13 protein-coding genes are annotated in these 15,696 nt (G+C 73.4%); 6 read left to right on the top strand and 7 right to left on the bottom strand.

Annotated features, from left to right (window positions below; translation table 11 throughout):
• Positions 1–53: 53 nt before the first annotated feature.
• The 4 genes from ACIBEJ_RS27955 to mmuM all read left to right on the top strand — a co-directional run bounded on the left by ACIBEJ_RS27955 (position 54) and on the right by mmuM (position 6,200).
• Complete coding sequence (locus tag ACIBEJ_RS27955; RefSeq protein WP_397185792.1) at positions 54–656, top strand: MerR family transcriptional regulator; 603 nt, start codon at positions 54–56, stop codon at positions 654–656.
• Positions 653–2,989: a VIT domain-containing protein gene (locus tag ACIBEJ_RS27950; RefSeq protein ID WP_397185791.1), complete on the top strand. Its 2,337-nt coding sequence runs from the start codon at positions 653–655 to the stop codon at positions 2,987–2,989. The genes ACIBEJ_RS27955 and ACIBEJ_RS27950 overlap by 4 nt, the downstream gene beginning before the upstream one ends.
• Positions 2,990–3,077: 88 nt before the next feature.
• Positions 3,078–5,318, top strand: coding sequence for an arylsulfatase (locus ACIBEJ_RS27945; protein WP_397185790.1), 2,241 nt, complete (start codon positions 3,078–3,080; stop codon positions 5,316–5,318).
• A gap of 18 nt (positions 5,319–5,336) precedes the next feature.
• A complete protein-coding gene (mmuM, locus tag ACIBEJ_RS27940; protein WP_397185789.1) occupies positions 5,337–6,200 on the top strand; it encodes a homocysteine S-methyltransferase in 864 nt (287 codons plus the stop codon).
• A gap of 15 nt (positions 6,201–6,215) precedes the next feature.
• Here the strand turns inward: mmuM and ACIBEJ_RS27935 are convergent, their stop codons facing one another.
• Entirely contained in the window at positions 6,216–7,136 is a 921-nt protein-coding gene (locus ACIBEJ_RS27935) for a GlxA family transcriptional regulator (protein WP_397185788.1), read from the bottom strand.
• Between the two features lie 71 nt (positions 7,137–7,207).
• Between ACIBEJ_RS27935 and ACIBEJ_RS27930 the strand changes: the two genes are divergently transcribed.
• On the top strand, positions 7,208–7,519 hold the full coding sequence (locus tag ACIBEJ_RS27930; RefSeq protein WP_397185787.1) for a hypothetical protein: 312 nt from the start codon (positions 7,208–7,210) through the stop codon (positions 7,517–7,519).
• Between the two features lie 84 nt (positions 7,520–7,603).
• Here the strand turns inward: ACIBEJ_RS27930 and ACIBEJ_RS27925 are convergent, their stop codons facing one another.
• The 6 genes from ACIBEJ_RS27925 to ACIBEJ_RS27900 form a co-directional block, all read right to left on the bottom strand.
• Positions 7,604–8,467, bottom strand: coding sequence for a D-alanyl-D-alanine carboxypeptidase family protein (locus tag ACIBEJ_RS27925; RefSeq protein WP_397185786.1), 864 nt, complete (start codon positions 8,465–8,467; stop codon positions 7,604–7,606).
• A 70-nt stretch (positions 8,468–8,537) separates the two neighbouring features.
• Positions 8,538–9,905 (bottom strand): hypothetical protein, encoded by a 1,368-nt coding sequence (locus ACIBEJ_RS27920; RefSeq protein WP_397185785.1) that lies wholly within the window; start codon positions 9,903–9,905, stop codon positions 8,538–8,540.
• Positions 9,896–10,726 (bottom strand): hypothetical protein, encoded by an 831-nt coding sequence (locus tag ACIBEJ_RS27915; RefSeq protein WP_397185784.1) that lies wholly within the window; start codon positions 10,724–10,726, stop codon positions 9,896–9,898. The genes ACIBEJ_RS27920 and ACIBEJ_RS27915 overlap by 10 nt, the downstream gene beginning before the upstream one ends.
• A gap of 4 nt (positions 10,727–10,730) precedes the next feature.
• On the bottom strand, positions 10,731–11,825 hold the full coding sequence (locus ACIBEJ_RS27910; RefSeq protein WP_397185783.1) for a hypothetical protein: 1,095 nt from the start codon (positions 11,823–11,825) through the stop codon (positions 10,731–10,733).
• Between the two features lie 18 nt (positions 11,826–11,843).
• On the bottom strand, positions 11,844–14,030 hold the full coding sequence (locus ACIBEJ_RS27905; RefSeq protein WP_397185782.1) for a hypothetical protein: 2,187 nt from the start codon (positions 14,028–14,030) through the stop codon (positions 11,844–11,846).
• Positions 14,027–15,040: a BTAD domain-containing putative transcriptional regulator gene (locus tag ACIBEJ_RS27900; RefSeq protein WP_397185781.1), complete on the bottom strand. Its 1,014-nt coding sequence runs from the start codon at positions 15,038–15,040 to the stop codon at positions 14,027–14,029. Before ACIBEJ_RS27900 ends, ACIBEJ_RS27905 begins: the two co-directional genes overlap by 4 nt.
• A 164-nt stretch (positions 15,041–15,204) precedes the next feature.
• On the opposite strand from ACIBEJ_RS27900, the gene ACIBEJ_RS27895 reads away from it, so the two are divergent.
• A complete protein-coding gene (locus tag ACIBEJ_RS27895; RefSeq protein WP_397185780.1) occupies positions 15,205–15,426 on the top strand; it encodes a DUF397 domain-containing protein in 222 nt (73 codons plus the stop codon).
• The last annotated feature ends 270 nt before the right edge of the window (positions 15,427–15,696 follow it).

The following is a 15,696-nucleotide window of genomic DNA, read 5'->3' as shown; positions in this document are numbered from 1 at the left end:
TGCCCGATTCTTCCGCGTTGACACTGCAATAGTGACAGTGTCACTGTGAGGGTATGAGTGAGACCTGGACCATCGGTGAGCTGGCCGAACGGGCGGCGGACGCGCTGCGGCCCGGTCTCCAGCGCGCCAACGGCCGGATCCGCGAGGTGCCGGGCGAGCGTCTCATCCGCTGGTACACCACCATCGGCCTCGTCGACCCGCCCCTGACCAGACGCGGCCGCATCGCCCAGTACGGCCGGCGCCACCTGCTCCAGGTGGTGGCCGTCAAACGCCTGCAGGCGGCAGGCCACTCGATCGCCGAGATCCAGACCCGCCTGACCGGCGCCACCGACGCCACGCTGGAGGCCGCCGCGCTGCTGGAGCTTCCCGACGCGCCACGGGCCGAGGGCGCCCGGCCGCGCTTCTGGACCACCCGCCCCGCGACGGACATCCCGGTTCCGGCGGACATCCCGGCTACGGCGGACGCTCCGGCTCGCGCAAAGGCGGATATCCCGGCTCCGGTGGGTGGCGGGCGGGTTTCCGGTGTCCGGCTGGCGCCCGGGGTGGCGCTGGTGCTGGACGGCGCGGGCCGTACCCCCACAGACGATGACATCGAGGCAGTCCTCGCCGCGGCCGGACCGCTTCTTCGAGTGCTACAGGAGAGGAAGCTCACATGAAGATCACTTCTCTCGATCCGGCCCGCTGCCTGCCCCTGCCCGACGCCGGGCTGGGCGCGCTGGAGACCGAGCGCGGCAACCTCCCGCTGGAGAGCGTCGACGTGACCGCCTCGATCTCGGGGCTGGTCGCGGGCGTCGAGGTCGCCCAGGGCTTCAGGAACCCGTTCGAGGTGCCGCTGGAGGCCACCTACGTCTTCCCGCTGCCCGACCGCGCCGCCGTCACCGCCTTCCGCATGGAGGCCGACGACCGCGTGATCGAGGGCGTGCTCAAGGAGCGCGGCGCGGCCAGGGCCGACTACGACCAGGCCCTGCGCGAGGGCCGCCGGGCGGCGATCGCCGAGGAGGACCGGCCGGACGTGTTCACGATCCGGGTGGGCAACATCGTGCCGGGCGAGCGGGTCACGGTCAGGCTCACGCTCAGCCAGCCGCTGCCCTACGAGGACGGCGCCGCCACCTTCCGCTTCCCGCTGGTGGTCGCGCCGCGCTACGTTCCCGGCGCGCCGCTCGACGGGCCCTCCGCGGGTGACGGCGTCGCGCCCGACACCGACGCGGTGCCCGACGCCTCGCGCATCTCGCCGCCCGTGCTGCTGCCCGGCTTCCCCCATCCGGTACGGCTGTCGCTCACGGTCGACGTGGACGCCGCCGGCCTCGAGCTGCGCGAGCTGGCCTCCAGCCTGCACGTGGTCAGGCGGGAGGGCGACCGGCTCAGCCTGGAGCCCGGCGAACGGCTGGACAGGGACTTCATCCTGCGCCTCGGCTTCGACGCCTCGACCGCGCTGCAGCTCGACGGCGCCGGAACGTTCGCGCTCACCGTCGTGCCGCCGCCCCTGGAGGGGACACGCACGCCCCGGGACCTGGTGCTCCTGCTCGACCGCTCGGGCAGCATGGGCGGCTGGAAGATGGTCGCCGCCCGCCGCGCCGCCTCCCGCATCGTCGACACGCTGACCGACCAGGACCGCTTCGCCGTACTGGCCTTCGACTCCTACGTCGAGGCGGCCTTCGACGGCCTGCGCGAGGCGAGCGACCGCAACCGCTACCGCGCCGTCGAGCACCTGTCACGCATGGACGCGCGCGGCGGCACCGAGCTCCTCGAACCCCTGCGCCAGGCGATCGCCCTGCTCGGCGAGACCGCCCGCGAACGCGTCATCGTGCTGGTCACCGACGGCCAGGTCGGCAACGAGGACCAGATCCTCGAACAGACCGGCGGCGCGCTGTCGGCCATGCGGGTGCACACGGTCGGCATCGACCAGGCGGTCAACGCCGGGTTCCTGAGCCGCCTGGCCGGTCTCGGGGCCGGGCGCTGCGAGCTGGTCGAGTCCGAGGACCGGCTGGACGCCGCCATGGAGCAGATCCACCGCAGGATCGGGGCGCCGCTGGTGACCGACCTGTCGCTGAAGGGCCTGGAGACCGAGCCCGGCACCGTCACCCACCTGGGCTCGATCTTCCCCGGGGTGCCGCTGCGCGTGTACGGGCGCTACCGCGAGGCCGCCGCCGTCACCGTGCGCGGGCTGGCCGCGGGCGCGCCCTGGGAGGAGCGGGTGGCCGCCACGGTCGTGGACAACCCCGCCCTGAAGGCCGTCTGGGCCCGCGCCCACCTGCGCGAGCTGGAGGACCGCTACGCGATGGGCGAGCACGAGCTGGAGGGCCAGATCGTCCGGACCTCTCTGGAGTACGGCGTGCTGTGCCGCTTCACCGCCTACGTGGCCGCCGACACCCGGCAGGTCACCGAGGGCGGGCCCGAGCACCGGGTGATCCAGCCGGTCGAGCTGCCCCGCGGCTGGGAGACGCCGGCGGCGGCCGCGCCGATGGCCGCCTTCCAGATGCCCGCGCCTGGTTCGCCGCTGTCCGCCCCGGCCGCCGGGATCCACGAGGCCGCCGACAATCTGTCGAGCTTCGGCGGCGCCGGGGGAGGCGGCGGCCCGCGCGGCTTCGCCCCGCCTGCCGCCGCGGGCGGCCAGGCGATGAAGCGCGGACGCGGCTTCGCCAGGGCCGTGCCCGCCTCCCGGCCCCTCGCCCCCGGCGCGGTCCGCCACTCCCTGGACGCGGTACGCCCCCAGCTCGTGGCCGAACTGGACCGCCTGAAGGCGGCCCGGGGCGTGCCCGACCCGCTGTACCTGGCCGACCTGGCCTCGCGGCTGGCGGTGCTCGCGGCGTTCCTGGGCGGGCACGCGGAACTGGCGGCGCTGGCCCGCGAACTGGAGTCCGCCGACCGGCCGGGCGCCGACCTGGCCGCCCTGTGGGCGCGCGCCATCGAGGTGCTGACGTCGCTGACGTCGGGCGGTGGGGGCGGCTCGGAGGGCGCTTCCCGCACCGCCTTCTGGAAGCGCCCGTGACTCCTCGGTGCCACACGTGACCCGCCACCCCGCCCCGCGCTCAGGGGAGGGGTGGTGGGGGGTGATCTTTCGGGTTATAACCCGGTGCATGGAGTTCCAGGGACGGGTGGGGCGGACGTTCGCGGGTTCGGAGTCGTGGTGGCCGCCTCGGCGGGTGCCCGGGGCCCAGGCGCCCAATGTCGTGGTGGTGCTGGTGGATGACGTCGGGTTCGCGGATCTGGGGTGCTACGGGTCGGAGATACCCACGCCGCACCTGGACGAACTGGCCGCCCACGGCACCCAGTGGACCGACTTCCACGTCACGCCCATGTGCTCCCCGACCAGGGCGGCGCTGCTGACCGGGGTCGATCCGCACCGCGCGGGCGTGGGGCACGTGGCCAACTCCGATCCCGGGTTTCCCGGCTATGCGGGGGAACTGGCCCAGGACGCGGTCACGATGGCCGAGATCTTCCGGGACGCGGGGTGGCTCACCTTGGCCGTCGGGAAGTGGCACCTGACCAAGGACTCCGACATGTCGGATTCGGGTCCGCGCCACGCCTGGCCGCTGCAGCGGGGGTTCGACCGCTTCTACGGGTTCCTGGAGGCGTTCACCAATTTTCATCATCCGCACCGGCTCATCCGCGACAACTCGGCCGTCGAGGTCGACCGCTATCCGGACGGGTATCACCTGACCGACGATCTCACCCGCGAGGCCGTCGCCATGATGCGGCAGGCGGGCGACCAGCCGTTCTTCCTCTATCTGGCGCACGGCGCGGCGCACGCCCCACTTCAGGCACCGAAGGCCGATATTTCGCGATTTTTCGGTAAATATGAGCGGGGCTGGGATGCCATCCGCGAACGTCGGTTCCGGCGGCAGCAGGAGCTCGGACTCCATCCCGAGGGGACCGTCCTTCCCGAGCGCAACGCCGAGGACGGTGACGACGTGCCCGCCTGGGACACCCTCGACGACGACACCCGCCGCCTCTTCCAGCGCTACATGGAGGTCTACGCCGCCATGATCGCCGGGATCGACCGCAGCGTTGGCGCCCTGCGGCAGACGCTGCGCGAGCTGGGCAAACTGGACAACACCATCTTCGTGTTCACCTCCGACAACGGCGCCTCCCGCGAGGGCGAGCGCCACGGCACCACCCAGTACCTGCGCACGCTGCTGTCGTCCAACAGCCGCCACGACCGCGAGGACCCCGCCGCCGACTTGGCCAGGATCGACCTCGTCGGCGGGCCGCGCACGCTGTCGCACTACCCGCGCGGCTGGGCCATGGCCTCCAACACCCCCTTCCGCCTGTACAAGCGCAACGCCCACGCGGGCGGCCACGCCGTACCGCTGCTGATCTCGTGGCCGGACGGGCTGGCCGGGTGCGGCGGGCTGCGTCACCAGTGGGCCTACGTCACCGACGTGCTGCCGACGCTGATCGAGCTGACCGGGGTGGAGGCGGCCGAGGGGCTGCCGCGCTCGGGTTCGTCGCTGGTGAGGGTGCTGCGCGAGCCGCTGGCCGTACACGATCATGTGGAGCAGCACACCGAGCTGCAGGGACACCGCGGACAGGTGCGCGGCGAGTGGGAGATCGTGACCAGGCACGCGCCGCTGACGCCGTTCGGCGAGCACGAGTGGGAGCTCTACCACCGCCCGTCGGACCGCACGCAGACGCGCGACCTCGCCGCCCGCCACCCCGAGATCGTGCGCGAAGTCGCCGCGGCGTGGGAGCGCGCCGCCCGCGACGGCCAGGTCTACCCGCTCGACGAGGGCTCGCGCCTGCGCTACCTGCTGCGCCCGCCGTGGCAGCAGGACCCCTCCCCGGTACGGCTGACGCCGCCCGTCCCCACGCTGGAGCGCTGGCGGGCCCTGCAACTGATCCAGTGGCGCTCGTTCACGATCACGGCCGACATCGCCGAGCCCGGCGAGGGCGTGCTGGTGGCGCACGGCGGCCAGGGCGGCGGCTACCTGCTGTACGTGGCGGACGGCGAGGTCGTCTTCGTCCACAACGGTTACGGAGAGTCACGCGAACTGCGGGCCGGGCCGCCGGGGGAGCGGGTCGAGGTGGAGGTCCGCGCGCCCGGCAACTGGGTGTGGGAGGCGGCGGTCCTGGTCGACGGACAGGAGCGGGGCAAGCTCACCGGACTGCCGATGCTGGCGGCGTTCTGCCCGATGGAGGGCATCGACGTGGGGGCCGACCGGCGCTCGCCGGTATCCTGGGAGGTGTTCGAGCGGCACGGACCCTTCCCGTTCAGCGGCCGGTTGCGTGAGGTGTGTTACACACCGGGTGACTTCGCGCCGGACGCGGGGACGAACTTCGTAGATCTGGTCAGGGAGATCGGCTTACGCTTTGAATAGGGCGAATAGGCTGTTGAGGTGAAAACCCTCGTCCTGGACGGTGGCCTGGCCACCCACCTCGAAGCGCTCGGCGCCGACCTGCGCGACGAGCTCTGGTCGGCGCGGCTGCTCCTGGAGAACCCCGACCTGATCCGCGCCGTGCACGCCGCCTACTTCGCGGCCGGAGCGGACGTCGCCACCACGGCCAGCTACCAGGCATCGGTGCACGGCTTCATGGCGCGCGGCCTGGACGGTTCCGAGGCCGCGCGGCTGATCACGCTGTCGGTGGAACTGGCCGCGCAGGCCCGCGACGAGGCCGGAGGCGGCCTCGTCGCCGCCTCCGTGGGACCCTACGGCGCGTACCTGGCCAACGGCGCCGAGTACACCGGCGACTACGACCTCAACGAGGACGGCCTGCGCGCCTGGCACGAGCCGCGCTGGGAGATCCTGGCCGCCGCCGAGCCCGACATGATGGCCGTCGAGACCATCCCCTCCTACCAGGAGGCGCGCGCGATCGCCCGGCTGCTGCGCGAGACGCCGCAGGTCAAAGCTTGGGTAAGTTTCTCCTGCCGGGACGAGGCGCACCTCAACGACGGCACCCCGATCGCCGAGGCGGCCGCGCTGTTCTCCGGCGAACCGCAGGTGGTGGCGGTCGGCGTCAACTGCACCGCGCCCCGCCACATCCCCGGCCTGATCTCCCGGCTGACCGAGTTGCCCGTCGTCGTCTACCCGAACTCGGGCGAGACCTGGGACGCGGAGAACCGGCGCTGGCTGGGGCTGTCCGATCCGGTGGAGTTCGGGCAGGCGGCCAAGGAGTGGAAGGAACTGGGCGCCTCGCTCATCGGGGGCTGCTGCCGTACCACGCCGGAGCACATCAGGCACGTGGCGGCCGGCGTCGGCTGACCCCGATCGGCAAGGTCAGGGGCCGCGGAACGTGCGGCGGTAGGCCGTGGGCGTCGTGTCCGCCTCGCGGGACAGGTGCAGGCGCAGGTTGGCGGCGGTGCCGAGGCCGCAGCGCCGCGCCACCTCGTCCACGGGCAGGTCCGTGCGCTCCAGCAGGCGGCGGGCCAGGTGCACGCGCTGGGCGGCCAGCCACCGGTGCGGGCTCACGCCGGTCTGGGCGGTGAAGTGGCGGGCGAAGGTGCGCGGGGACAGGGCGGCCCGCCTGGCCAGGTCGGCGACGGTGAGCGGATCGGCCAGCCGTTCCAGGGCCCAGGCCCGCACCTCGGCCATGCCGTCGCCCGCGGCCGGGATCGGCTGCTCCAGGTATTGGGCCTGGCCGCCCGCCCGGTGCGGCGCCACGACCAGCCGCCGCGCCACCCGCACCGCCGCCTCCGCCCCGTGGTCGCCGCGCACGAGGTGCAGGCACATGTCGATGCCGGCGGCGAACCCGGCGCTGGTCAGCACGTTGCCGCCGCCCGCGTACAGCTTGCCCGGGTCCACCTCGACGTCCGGATAGCGTTCGGCGAGCGCGGGCGCGTCCATCCAGTGGGTGGTGGCGGGCAGGCCGTCGAGGAGCCCGGCGGCGGCCAGGGCGAAGGCGCCGGTGCACACCGAGACCATGCGGGCGCCGCGGGCCGCCGCCGCGCGCAGCGCCGCCAGGACCGGCTCCGGGGGCTCGTCGAGCGGATCGTAGCCGGGCACCACGACGGTTCCGGCGTCCTGGAGCGCGTCCAGGCCGTGCGGGACGGTGATCTCGAAGCCGGTCGTGGTCGGCACCGGGCCGGGGGCCTGCGCGCAGACGGCGAAGGAGTACTCCTCGCCCGCGAAGACCTCCGCCGGGATGGCCAGGTCGAAGGCCACCACCGACGGCAGCGCCAGCGCCACGACTTTCTGCATGGCAGGATTCTTACGGATATCGGCATTCCTGTCACTCGTCAGCCGGTTCCGCCGCCGACAGGATCGGTGGCATGCGATTCTTCGACGCCCCGGCGTTCACCGCGAGCCGCCCCTGGGGCGCGCTGGACATCACCGCGATCGACCGGGCCACCGTGCGCCTGCACTGGACGGACACGCCGTACGTCTGGCACGTCAACGACGGCCCCGAGGTCTTCGTGGTCCTGGACGGCGCCGTGGACATGCGCTACCGGCGCGACGGCGAGGAGCACGTCGAGCGGCTCACCCCGGGCCGAGTCTGCTACGCCGAGCCCGGCGACGAGCACGTCGCCCATCCCGTTCCCGAGGCGCGGATCCTGGTCGTGGAACGCGAGGGCAGCCGCTGACCGCCGCCCGCGGGGGCGGGCCGGCTTGGTGGTGCAGTTCCCGGGGATCGCGGGGGCGCCGTCAGGACCGCTTCCAGCCCGTGGTCAGTCGCCCCGCCCCAGCAGCCGGCGTTCGACCGCGGCGGTCATCTCCGCCCCCGCCCGCAGCGCCGCCTCCTTGGCCGCCGCGGGACCGGCGCCCGGCCGCTGGCCCAGGATCACGCCGAGCGCCAGACGGCCGCGCACCCGCGAGGCCCACATCAGGTTGCCGCCCGCGGCCGTGCCTGAGCCGGTCTTGATGCCGACCACGCCGTGCCGGCCCAGCAGGGTGTTGGTGTTGGGCAGGCGCTGCCCGCCGCCGGGAGCCGTCGTCGCGGTCAGCGACACCACCTCGCGGAAGACCGGGTCGCGCATCGCCGCCCTGGCCAGCTTGAGCTGGTCGGCGGCGGTGCTGACGGTGCTGTCCTCGTTGCCGCTGGCGCCGGTGTAGGTGGTCTGGCGCATGCCGAGGCGGCGGGCGGCGGCGTTCATCTTCGCGGTGAAGCGCTCCTGGGATCCGGCGTCCCAGCGGGCCAGGAGGCGGGCCACGTTGTTGCCCGACGGGACCAGCATCAGCTCCAGCAGGTGGCGCAGCCGTACCCGCTGGCCCTGCCGGACCGGGGCGGAGGACTCCACGCGGGAGTGTGACTCGTCGGCGGCCGTCCGGTCCACCTCGATCAGGGGGCCGCGCTCGCCGGGACGCAGCGGGTGACCGTCGAGGATGACGTAGGCGGTCATCACCTTGGTCACGCTGGCGATCGGGACCGGCTCGCCGTCGTCGCCGGCCCCGAAGGCGCCCAGCCCCTCGATCTCCACGGCGGACTGGCCCTCCTCCGGCCAGGGCAGCGAGAGGTCGTGGGAGGTCGCCGAGACGGCGGCGCAGCCGGACAGCGCGCCTGCCAGCAGGAGGAACAGCAGGAAGAGTCGCATACCGGCAACGGTGTACGGCGGACGCATCCGGCCCGCCGTCCCCGTGTCGCCGCCGCCGCTCGGCTTTGTATCAGGACAGCCGCGCGATGTCCTCGGTGAGCCGCCGCTCCACCCGCTGCCAGCGCTCCTGCAGCGGCGCCGGGTCCAGCCTGGCCAGCACCCTGCAGATCTCCGGCAGCGGCCCAAGCGAGGGCCGCGGCTGCCTGATGTCCTCGAACTCGGGCAGCAGCGGGCCGGCGCCGTCCACCAGCGAGTCGTCGAGCAGGCGGGCGTACTCGCGGGCCGCCGCCCCCTTGGCCGGGACGGCGCCGTTGACCGCCGTGGCGTGCAGGACGGGCGGCAGCGTCAGCGCGGGCGGCACCTCGGCGCCGGGCCGCTGCTGCGCCCTCGGCTCCAGGATGCCGCGCCGGTAGGCCTCCAGCATCGCCTCGCGGAAGCGGCTGAGCCCCTCGTCGCGCGCCGCCCGCAGATCCGAGTACGCCTCGACGTGCCTGGCCAGCGACGCCTTCGCCGAAGCCTGGACCCTGGCGCACCGCCGCTCGCTGCGCCGGCGCCGCAGCCGCGCCACGAACACCGCGTCCGCCTCGGGATCGTCCCCCTTGACCTTCATCAGGATCGAGGTGAGCGTGAGCAGCCCGATCAGCGCCCCGATGAGGATCACCTTGTCGTCCACGGCGACCTGCCTGTCGATCTCGTCCGCGAAGGAGTCGTAGGCCCGCAGGAACGCGAAGTACCCGACCAGCCCCAGCACCAGCACCAGGTAGACCACCGGCACCACGACGCCCAGCAACCGCGCCACCCGGCTCCCGGCCGACCGGCGCCGCACCAGGCCGCCGACGAGCGTGGCGCTCAGCAGCACCATGAAGACCACCGCGATGCCGGGCACCAGCGCGATCAGGTTCTGCACCAGGCCGGGGTCCTCGTCGGCGCCGGTGTAGCCGACGTCGAGGAAGTACTGCTGAAAGAACCACACGTCGAACGTGCCGATCAGCAGGATCGCCGGCCAGCGGAAGATCCGCAGCCAGGTCGGCGGCGCGGGCCGCTCGCGCGCGGCCAGCGCGCGCTCGTCCCGGCAGGCCCGCCCCACCTGCTGCGCGTGCCTGCCCTCCACCACGAACCGCTCGTAGGCGTTCACCGCCGCGTCGGCGTCGTGGTGCGCGCGGATGAGCGCCTGCCTGCGGGCGCGCATCGTCTCGGCCGCGTCCAGCAGCCGCCGCAGCCCGGTCTGCGTCCCGCCGAGCAGGGCGCACGTCTCGGCGTAGCCGAGCACCGCGGGATCGGGATGATGCTCCTTCCGTACGGCCGGCGCGTCGGGTTCCGCCTCCCCGAGGCTCTCCCAGAGCGCGCACCGGCACCCGTCGGCGCAGTAGGACGGCGGCTCCCTGCGGGAACGGCCGCGCCCGGCCGCGGCCCGGGGAGGTTCTTCGGTCAGGACCATACGTGCCTTCCTCCCGCGCCCGCGGCGGCGGACGCGTCGTCTGTCGGTGCGCCGCTCTCCACGGTGCACGTCGTGGTCATGCGCCGGCACAGCGTCTCCCAGAGCCTGGCCAGGGAGGTGACCGCGTCGGGCCGGACGGCGCGCATCTTGCTGGAGGTCGTGCCGATGCCGACGATCGTGATCGGGACGCCGCTCAGACCGGTCGGCAGTTCGCCCGCGCAGCCGTCGGCGATGCGGGCGATGTCGCGCTCGCTCAGCCGCCGGCCCATCTTGATCTCGGCGCAGCCGGTGCTGGCGTAGCCGTCGGTGGCCACGAAGATGCGCTTGGCCGAACCCTGCGGGAACCCGGTGAGCTGCCGGCCCGCCGCGTGCAGCGCGCCCAGGATGTCGGTGCCCTTGGGTATCCCCTTCTTCAGCGCCGCGCCGGTGACGCGGCGGGTGAGGCAGTCGCGCACGGCCTTCCTGAGCGGAGCCTGCTTGTTGCTGGTCCCCCTGATCGGCGGCGCGACCAGGGGCTCGTCGGGGAAGGACAGGTAATCGCCGCCGGCGAACGGCGCGATCAGATACTGCTCGCCGTCGCGGATCGGCAGCACCGCGCCCAGGCGCTTCTCCCACTTGGGCTCGAACCCGGCCTTGCCCTTGGCCAGCGTGGAGCCGGAGCGGTCGACCAGGATGACGTTCGTGGCGGCGGCCCTCGCGCCCGGCGGTGCCATCACCGCGCACGGGTCGCCGGCGCCGGGCCGCTGCAGCTGCTCGGTGCGCACGCAGCCGGTGAGGCAGAGCACCGCGAGCAGGCCGGCGAGGGGCTTGTGCGTCGTCATCGCCTCACTCGCCCTCGTCGGCCGCGCGCTGGTGCGGCACCTGTCCGTTGGCCTGCCCGCCGGACTCCGGCGACGGCTCGGCCTCCTCCGGCTCGTCGTCGTCGGGATCGGGGACGGCCACCGGCTCCTCGACCTGCTCGCCGTGCCAGGTCTGCCAGCCGGGCGGGTCGTGCTCGCCCTGCGTGCCGAACATCTCGGGCTCGGGTCCCTGCTCCTGGCCCATGCCGAAGACGTGGTGCATCGGGTCGTTCTCGTCATAGGGCAGCAGCTCGTTCTGCAGCATCTCGCCGACCAGGTCGTACCTGGGCAGGTCGTAGGCCTTGACCATCTTGCGCAGCAGGTCCTCCACGCTCACCGCGAAGTCGTAGTGGCCCGCGCTGCGCAACTGCTTGATGACGTCCTGGTAGAAGCCCGCCGCGAACGTGACGTCGCGCCTGCGCCGCCAGTGCATGCTGGCCACCGTCTCGGTCACCTGCCGTCCGTGCTCTGCCAGCCGGATCGCGAACGGCAGCCGCCAGTCGTGCGCGAGCTTGCCCGGGTCGGCGCCCAGGAACACCAGCCACTCGTCGCGCAGCTTCGTCAGCGTGGCGACGGCCTGCTTGGAGTGGTGGGCGTGCGCCGCCCAGGACAGGCTCGCCCGCCACTCCTGCTCCTGGTACCTGCGCACCGGCTCGGCCACGTCGATCTCGACCCAGGCCGTGCAGGTCGCGCTCATGCCCTCGCGCGTGGTGGTGCCGAGCAGGACCGGCCCGTCGTCGGTCAGCGCCCTGTTGGCCGCCTCCTCGGCGTCCTTGGCCGCGTACGGCGGGAACGGGCGCACCGCGGCGCGGACCAGCCGGCGGATGGCCTGCTCGTCCAGCCGCTGCCGTTCGCCGACGAACTTCTCCATCGCGCCGCGGTCGAGGCCGCCGCGGGCGCACCAGCAGCACCGGACGGTGACGGTGAAGGAGAACGCGTCGTCGCGGGCGGGGGAGGTGAAGGAGAATCCGCCGATCACGTTGACCGGCGGGACCTCCGGGGTGAAACGCCGGAACCAGCTCATCAGGCGCCGGCCCAGACCCGGCCGGACAGGCCGGGGTGTTGTCGTGGTTGCCGTCATTGGGCTTCCTCTAAAGAGTCAGATACAGGGGAATGCCTGGAACGCGGCGCCCCCACGGCGCCGCTTCCACTGCTCGATCTGGTGGTAGAACCGCTTGCTCTCCAGGCGGCTGCGGCCGGCGAGCGGGACGACGAGGTCACGCACCGGCTCGACCAGAGAGTCGTCGCCGTCGGCGGCCTCGACCCAGCGGCGCAGGACCTCCCACGCGCGGCTGCCCATGTCCCGGTCGGTCAGGCTGACCTGCCACAACGGGCGGAGCCTGGACGCGGAGACCTCGCCGCCCGCCAGCATGCGCAGGAGCGCCGGCGGCCGGGGTACGGCGACGCCGGGCGCGGGCAGCCTGGCCACGCGGACCAAGGCGCGCACCGCCACCTGGCGCCGGACGAGCGCCACGACCGGATCCACGCCGCGCAGCGGCGCGCCCGACCACGCGTGGAGCTGGTTCAGCACCTGGTGGGCCGCGCCGCCCGCGAAGATCTCCGTGACGATCCTGGCGATCCTCGCCGGCCCGACGCCGGCCGCGGCGCCGGGCCGGTCGGGGGTGTCGCGCAGGTAGGCGTCGATCGCGCGCAACGCGTCGTCGGGGAAGAGGGCGCCGATGCGCGTGCCGTACGCCTCGACGAGGGTGCCCCGCGACACCGCCGAGCCGCCGGACCTCAGCAGGCGGCGCACCCGCTCCGCGGTCCGCTCGTCGGCGCCCGCGGCGGCCTCCAGCGCCAGGCTGAACGCGCGCTGGTGGCGCGGGTCGGGGGACTCGAGCCACGGCAGCAGCGTGGTGACGGCCACGTGCTCGAAGTCCAGCACGGCGAACATGCCGACGGCCTGGGCGGCCTGGACCCGGATGGCCGGATCGGGCAGTTCCGCCTGCGCCGCCAGCCAGCCGAGGATCGTGGCCCGCAGGCCGGGCAGGTCGCGCCAGGCCATGGTCAGCACGTCCCGGCCGAGCGACTCGGGCAGCAGGATCACCCGGGGGTCGCGCCCCCGCCGGGCGGCCTCCTCGTCCATGCCCTTGAAGCCGCTGACGAACGTGTCCATGGTCTCCGGCAGGCAGCGCAGGAACGGGTCCGGCGGGATCTTCTGGCCCGGCATGCTCTCCCGCAGCCGGTCCGCCGCCCGCACGACCTTCCCGACCGGCTGCCCCTGGAACGCGGCGGCGGCCACCAGCGGCAGCGCCAGGTGCCGGGGATCGACGTCGTGGAAGCACCGGCGCAGCTTCTCCCCGCGCCGGCCCGGCAGCCGGGTCAGCACGTCCTCGGCCGTGCTGCCGGCGAGGAGCTGGATGGCCAGGTCGCCGGACAGGCGTACCGACTCCGCGGGGAAGCGCAGCGTGGACACCTCCATCAGCAGAGACTCGGCGGCCAGCAGGCGGCGGGCGTTCTCCTCGACCCCGGCCGGCGCGTCCTCCAGCCGTCCCCGCAGGTGGTTCTCCAGCACGCTCATCAGGTCGGGGCGCTCGTGCGCGACCACCTCGGGCGCCCCGTGCAGATCCTCGGCCAGCGCCTGCTCCGAGGCCAGCACGATCACCCACGAGCGCGTGCCGGCCGCCCGCTTCAGCGCGGCCAGGTGGGCGTGGTTGATCCGCCCGCTCAGGCCCGACGCGTCCAGCACGTACGCGCGTTCCCGCTCCATCCGCCAGCCCGGCGCCGCGCCGCCCGGAAACTCCGGGAACAACGCCTCGATCGTGCCCACCTCGGCGATCTCCACCGGGAACTCGTGCCGCGGCGCCGAGGCCACCGGGACGGTCGCCGACAGCACCCACAGCGCGCTGTCGCGCCGCCCGGTCGACGCCTCGCCGCACAGCACCACCGCGCGATGCCGCTCCACGCTCTCGCGCAGCCACAGGTCGGAACCGGTGCCGACGTGGAGCCGGTGCCGCAGGTTCAGGTCGTCGCGGGTCAGGCCGCCGAACCTGGGCGGGGTCACGAAGTCCTGCGCGACCTGGTAGACGGTGTTCATATTCACCGTGTCGGCGTGGTAGCTGTGCACGTCGCGGGCGGCCCACGACGTCGTGCGGTCGCGGCCCGCGCCGCCCGGGCCTGCGTACCACCCGGGGCCGAACAGGAACCGCAGGCCGTCGGCCCGCCGGCCGCGCTCGGTGTCGGCCTCGCGCTGCTCCTCCTCGGGCTCGGGTTCCTTGCGGGGCGGGAGATCGGGTTGCGGCTCTTCCTTCTGGTACGGCGCGCCGTACGGCATGAGCTCGGTCATGACCGGTTCCCGAAGTTCATGGTCTCGGCGCTGTAGGTGTGGATGTCGCCGCTGCCGAAGCTGTTGTTGGTGACGGTGTCACGCTGGTGCCTGGGTGTTCGCGGCTTGTCGGGTGGTGTGTCGGGGGCTGCTCGTGGGGGCTCCTCTGGCGTGAGCGCGATTCTCGGGGATTTTTCGTGTTTTGGTGGGTCGTTTTGCTCGATGCGGGTCACGGTGACGGGCGCGCCGGGCAGGTCGATCGCCTCGGGGCGGTACAGGTCCGGGTCGGACCTGAGCATCCTGCGTTCCAGGTCGCGCAGGAACTCGGGGGCCGCGGGGACGCCCTGCAACACCCGGTGCGCCAGCTCCCAGTGGTGGTCGCGGAAGTGGGCGTGCATGAGCAGCCAGACCGCGGCCACGTTGCTCCGGTCCTGGTCCACGATCGCCTTCAGCGGGGCGATCTGCTCGCCGTGGTCGCCGCCCTTGATGCGGGCGGCGGCCAGGATCAGCCGGGCCTCGGTGGCCTCCCCGATCAGCGCCTCCCGGAAGCGTTCGACCGGGCGGCCGTCCAGGCCGGTCAGCGGTTCGCCCTTCGACCTGGCCAGCGCCTGGCCGAGCAGGCGGACCGCGGGTGCGTCCTGGCCTGCTGACAGGAGGTGCTGCGCCTGCCGTACCTCCTCACGGAACATACGGACGTCAACGTGCTCGTCGGCGACCCGCAACCGGTAGGACAGGCCCTCCTTGGTGAGGTCGGCCGGGATCCCCGTCTCCTTGAACGCCTTGCGCACGGCGCTGGCCAGCCCGTGCAGGGCGTCGGCCGGGTAACCGTCGGCGGGCTGGCCGGGCCAGACCCACTCCTTCAACCTGGCGTGGGAGAGGTGCTTGCCCTCTGCTCCCACCAGAGCCACGATCATGCGCTTGACCTGCGGGCCGCCCAGGGAGAAGCGCGAGTCTCCCCGCAGGACCTCCACCGGGCCGAGCAGGCTCAGCACCGGCGGCGGGCCCTCGCGGACCGCTATTTCCGTTGACATGTTCCTCGTCTACCTCCTTCGAAAGATCTCCGGGAAACCGGAGAAACGGCTGGCCGCGGCCCAGGCGAAATTCGGAGTATTCGCAGGTCACGGCAAGATCCTTAACGGTGAAGCCGTGGAGTCTGGAGTCAGGAAGAAACACCCGACACCAGGAAGGGCTCGAGATGAGCGAGATCAAGCTGGAGACGCCGATGGACTTCCGCCGGCCCTGCGACGGCGGCGGCGCCTGCGTGGAGGTGGCCATGGTGCAGGTCGTGGCCGTGCGCGACTCCAAGGACCCGCAGGGGACGGTGCTGCTGTTCGACGAGAGGGAGTGGGAGGCGTTCACCGTGGCGGTGAAGGCCGGCGAGTTCGACCTGCCGGTCAGGCGGGCCGCGCTGGCCTGACCGGCCTGACCCGATGAGCGGCCGCCCGGGCGAACCCAGCCCGGGCGGCCGCGACTCGGGCCGTGCCTGGCCGGACGGCCGCGTGCCACGCACCCCTCGCGCGTACGCCGGCCGTCGGGCCGACACCGACCCGAGCGCCTTACGGACCCCCACCCCAGACCATCCAGGCTGGAACCCATCCGTCGAGCACCCAGCCCTCGCGGGTGGCGCTCCGCCGTCCGGGCACCGGGTCCCTGTGGGTGGCGCCCCGTCGGTTGAGCGCCCAGCTCC

Source organism: Nonomuraea sp. NPDC050790 (assembly GCF_044456745.1).
Lineage (GTDB): Bacteria > Actinomycetota > Actinomycetes > Streptosporangiales > Streptosporangiaceae > Nonomuraea.
This window is presented reverse-complemented; position numbering and strand designations above follow the sequence as displayed.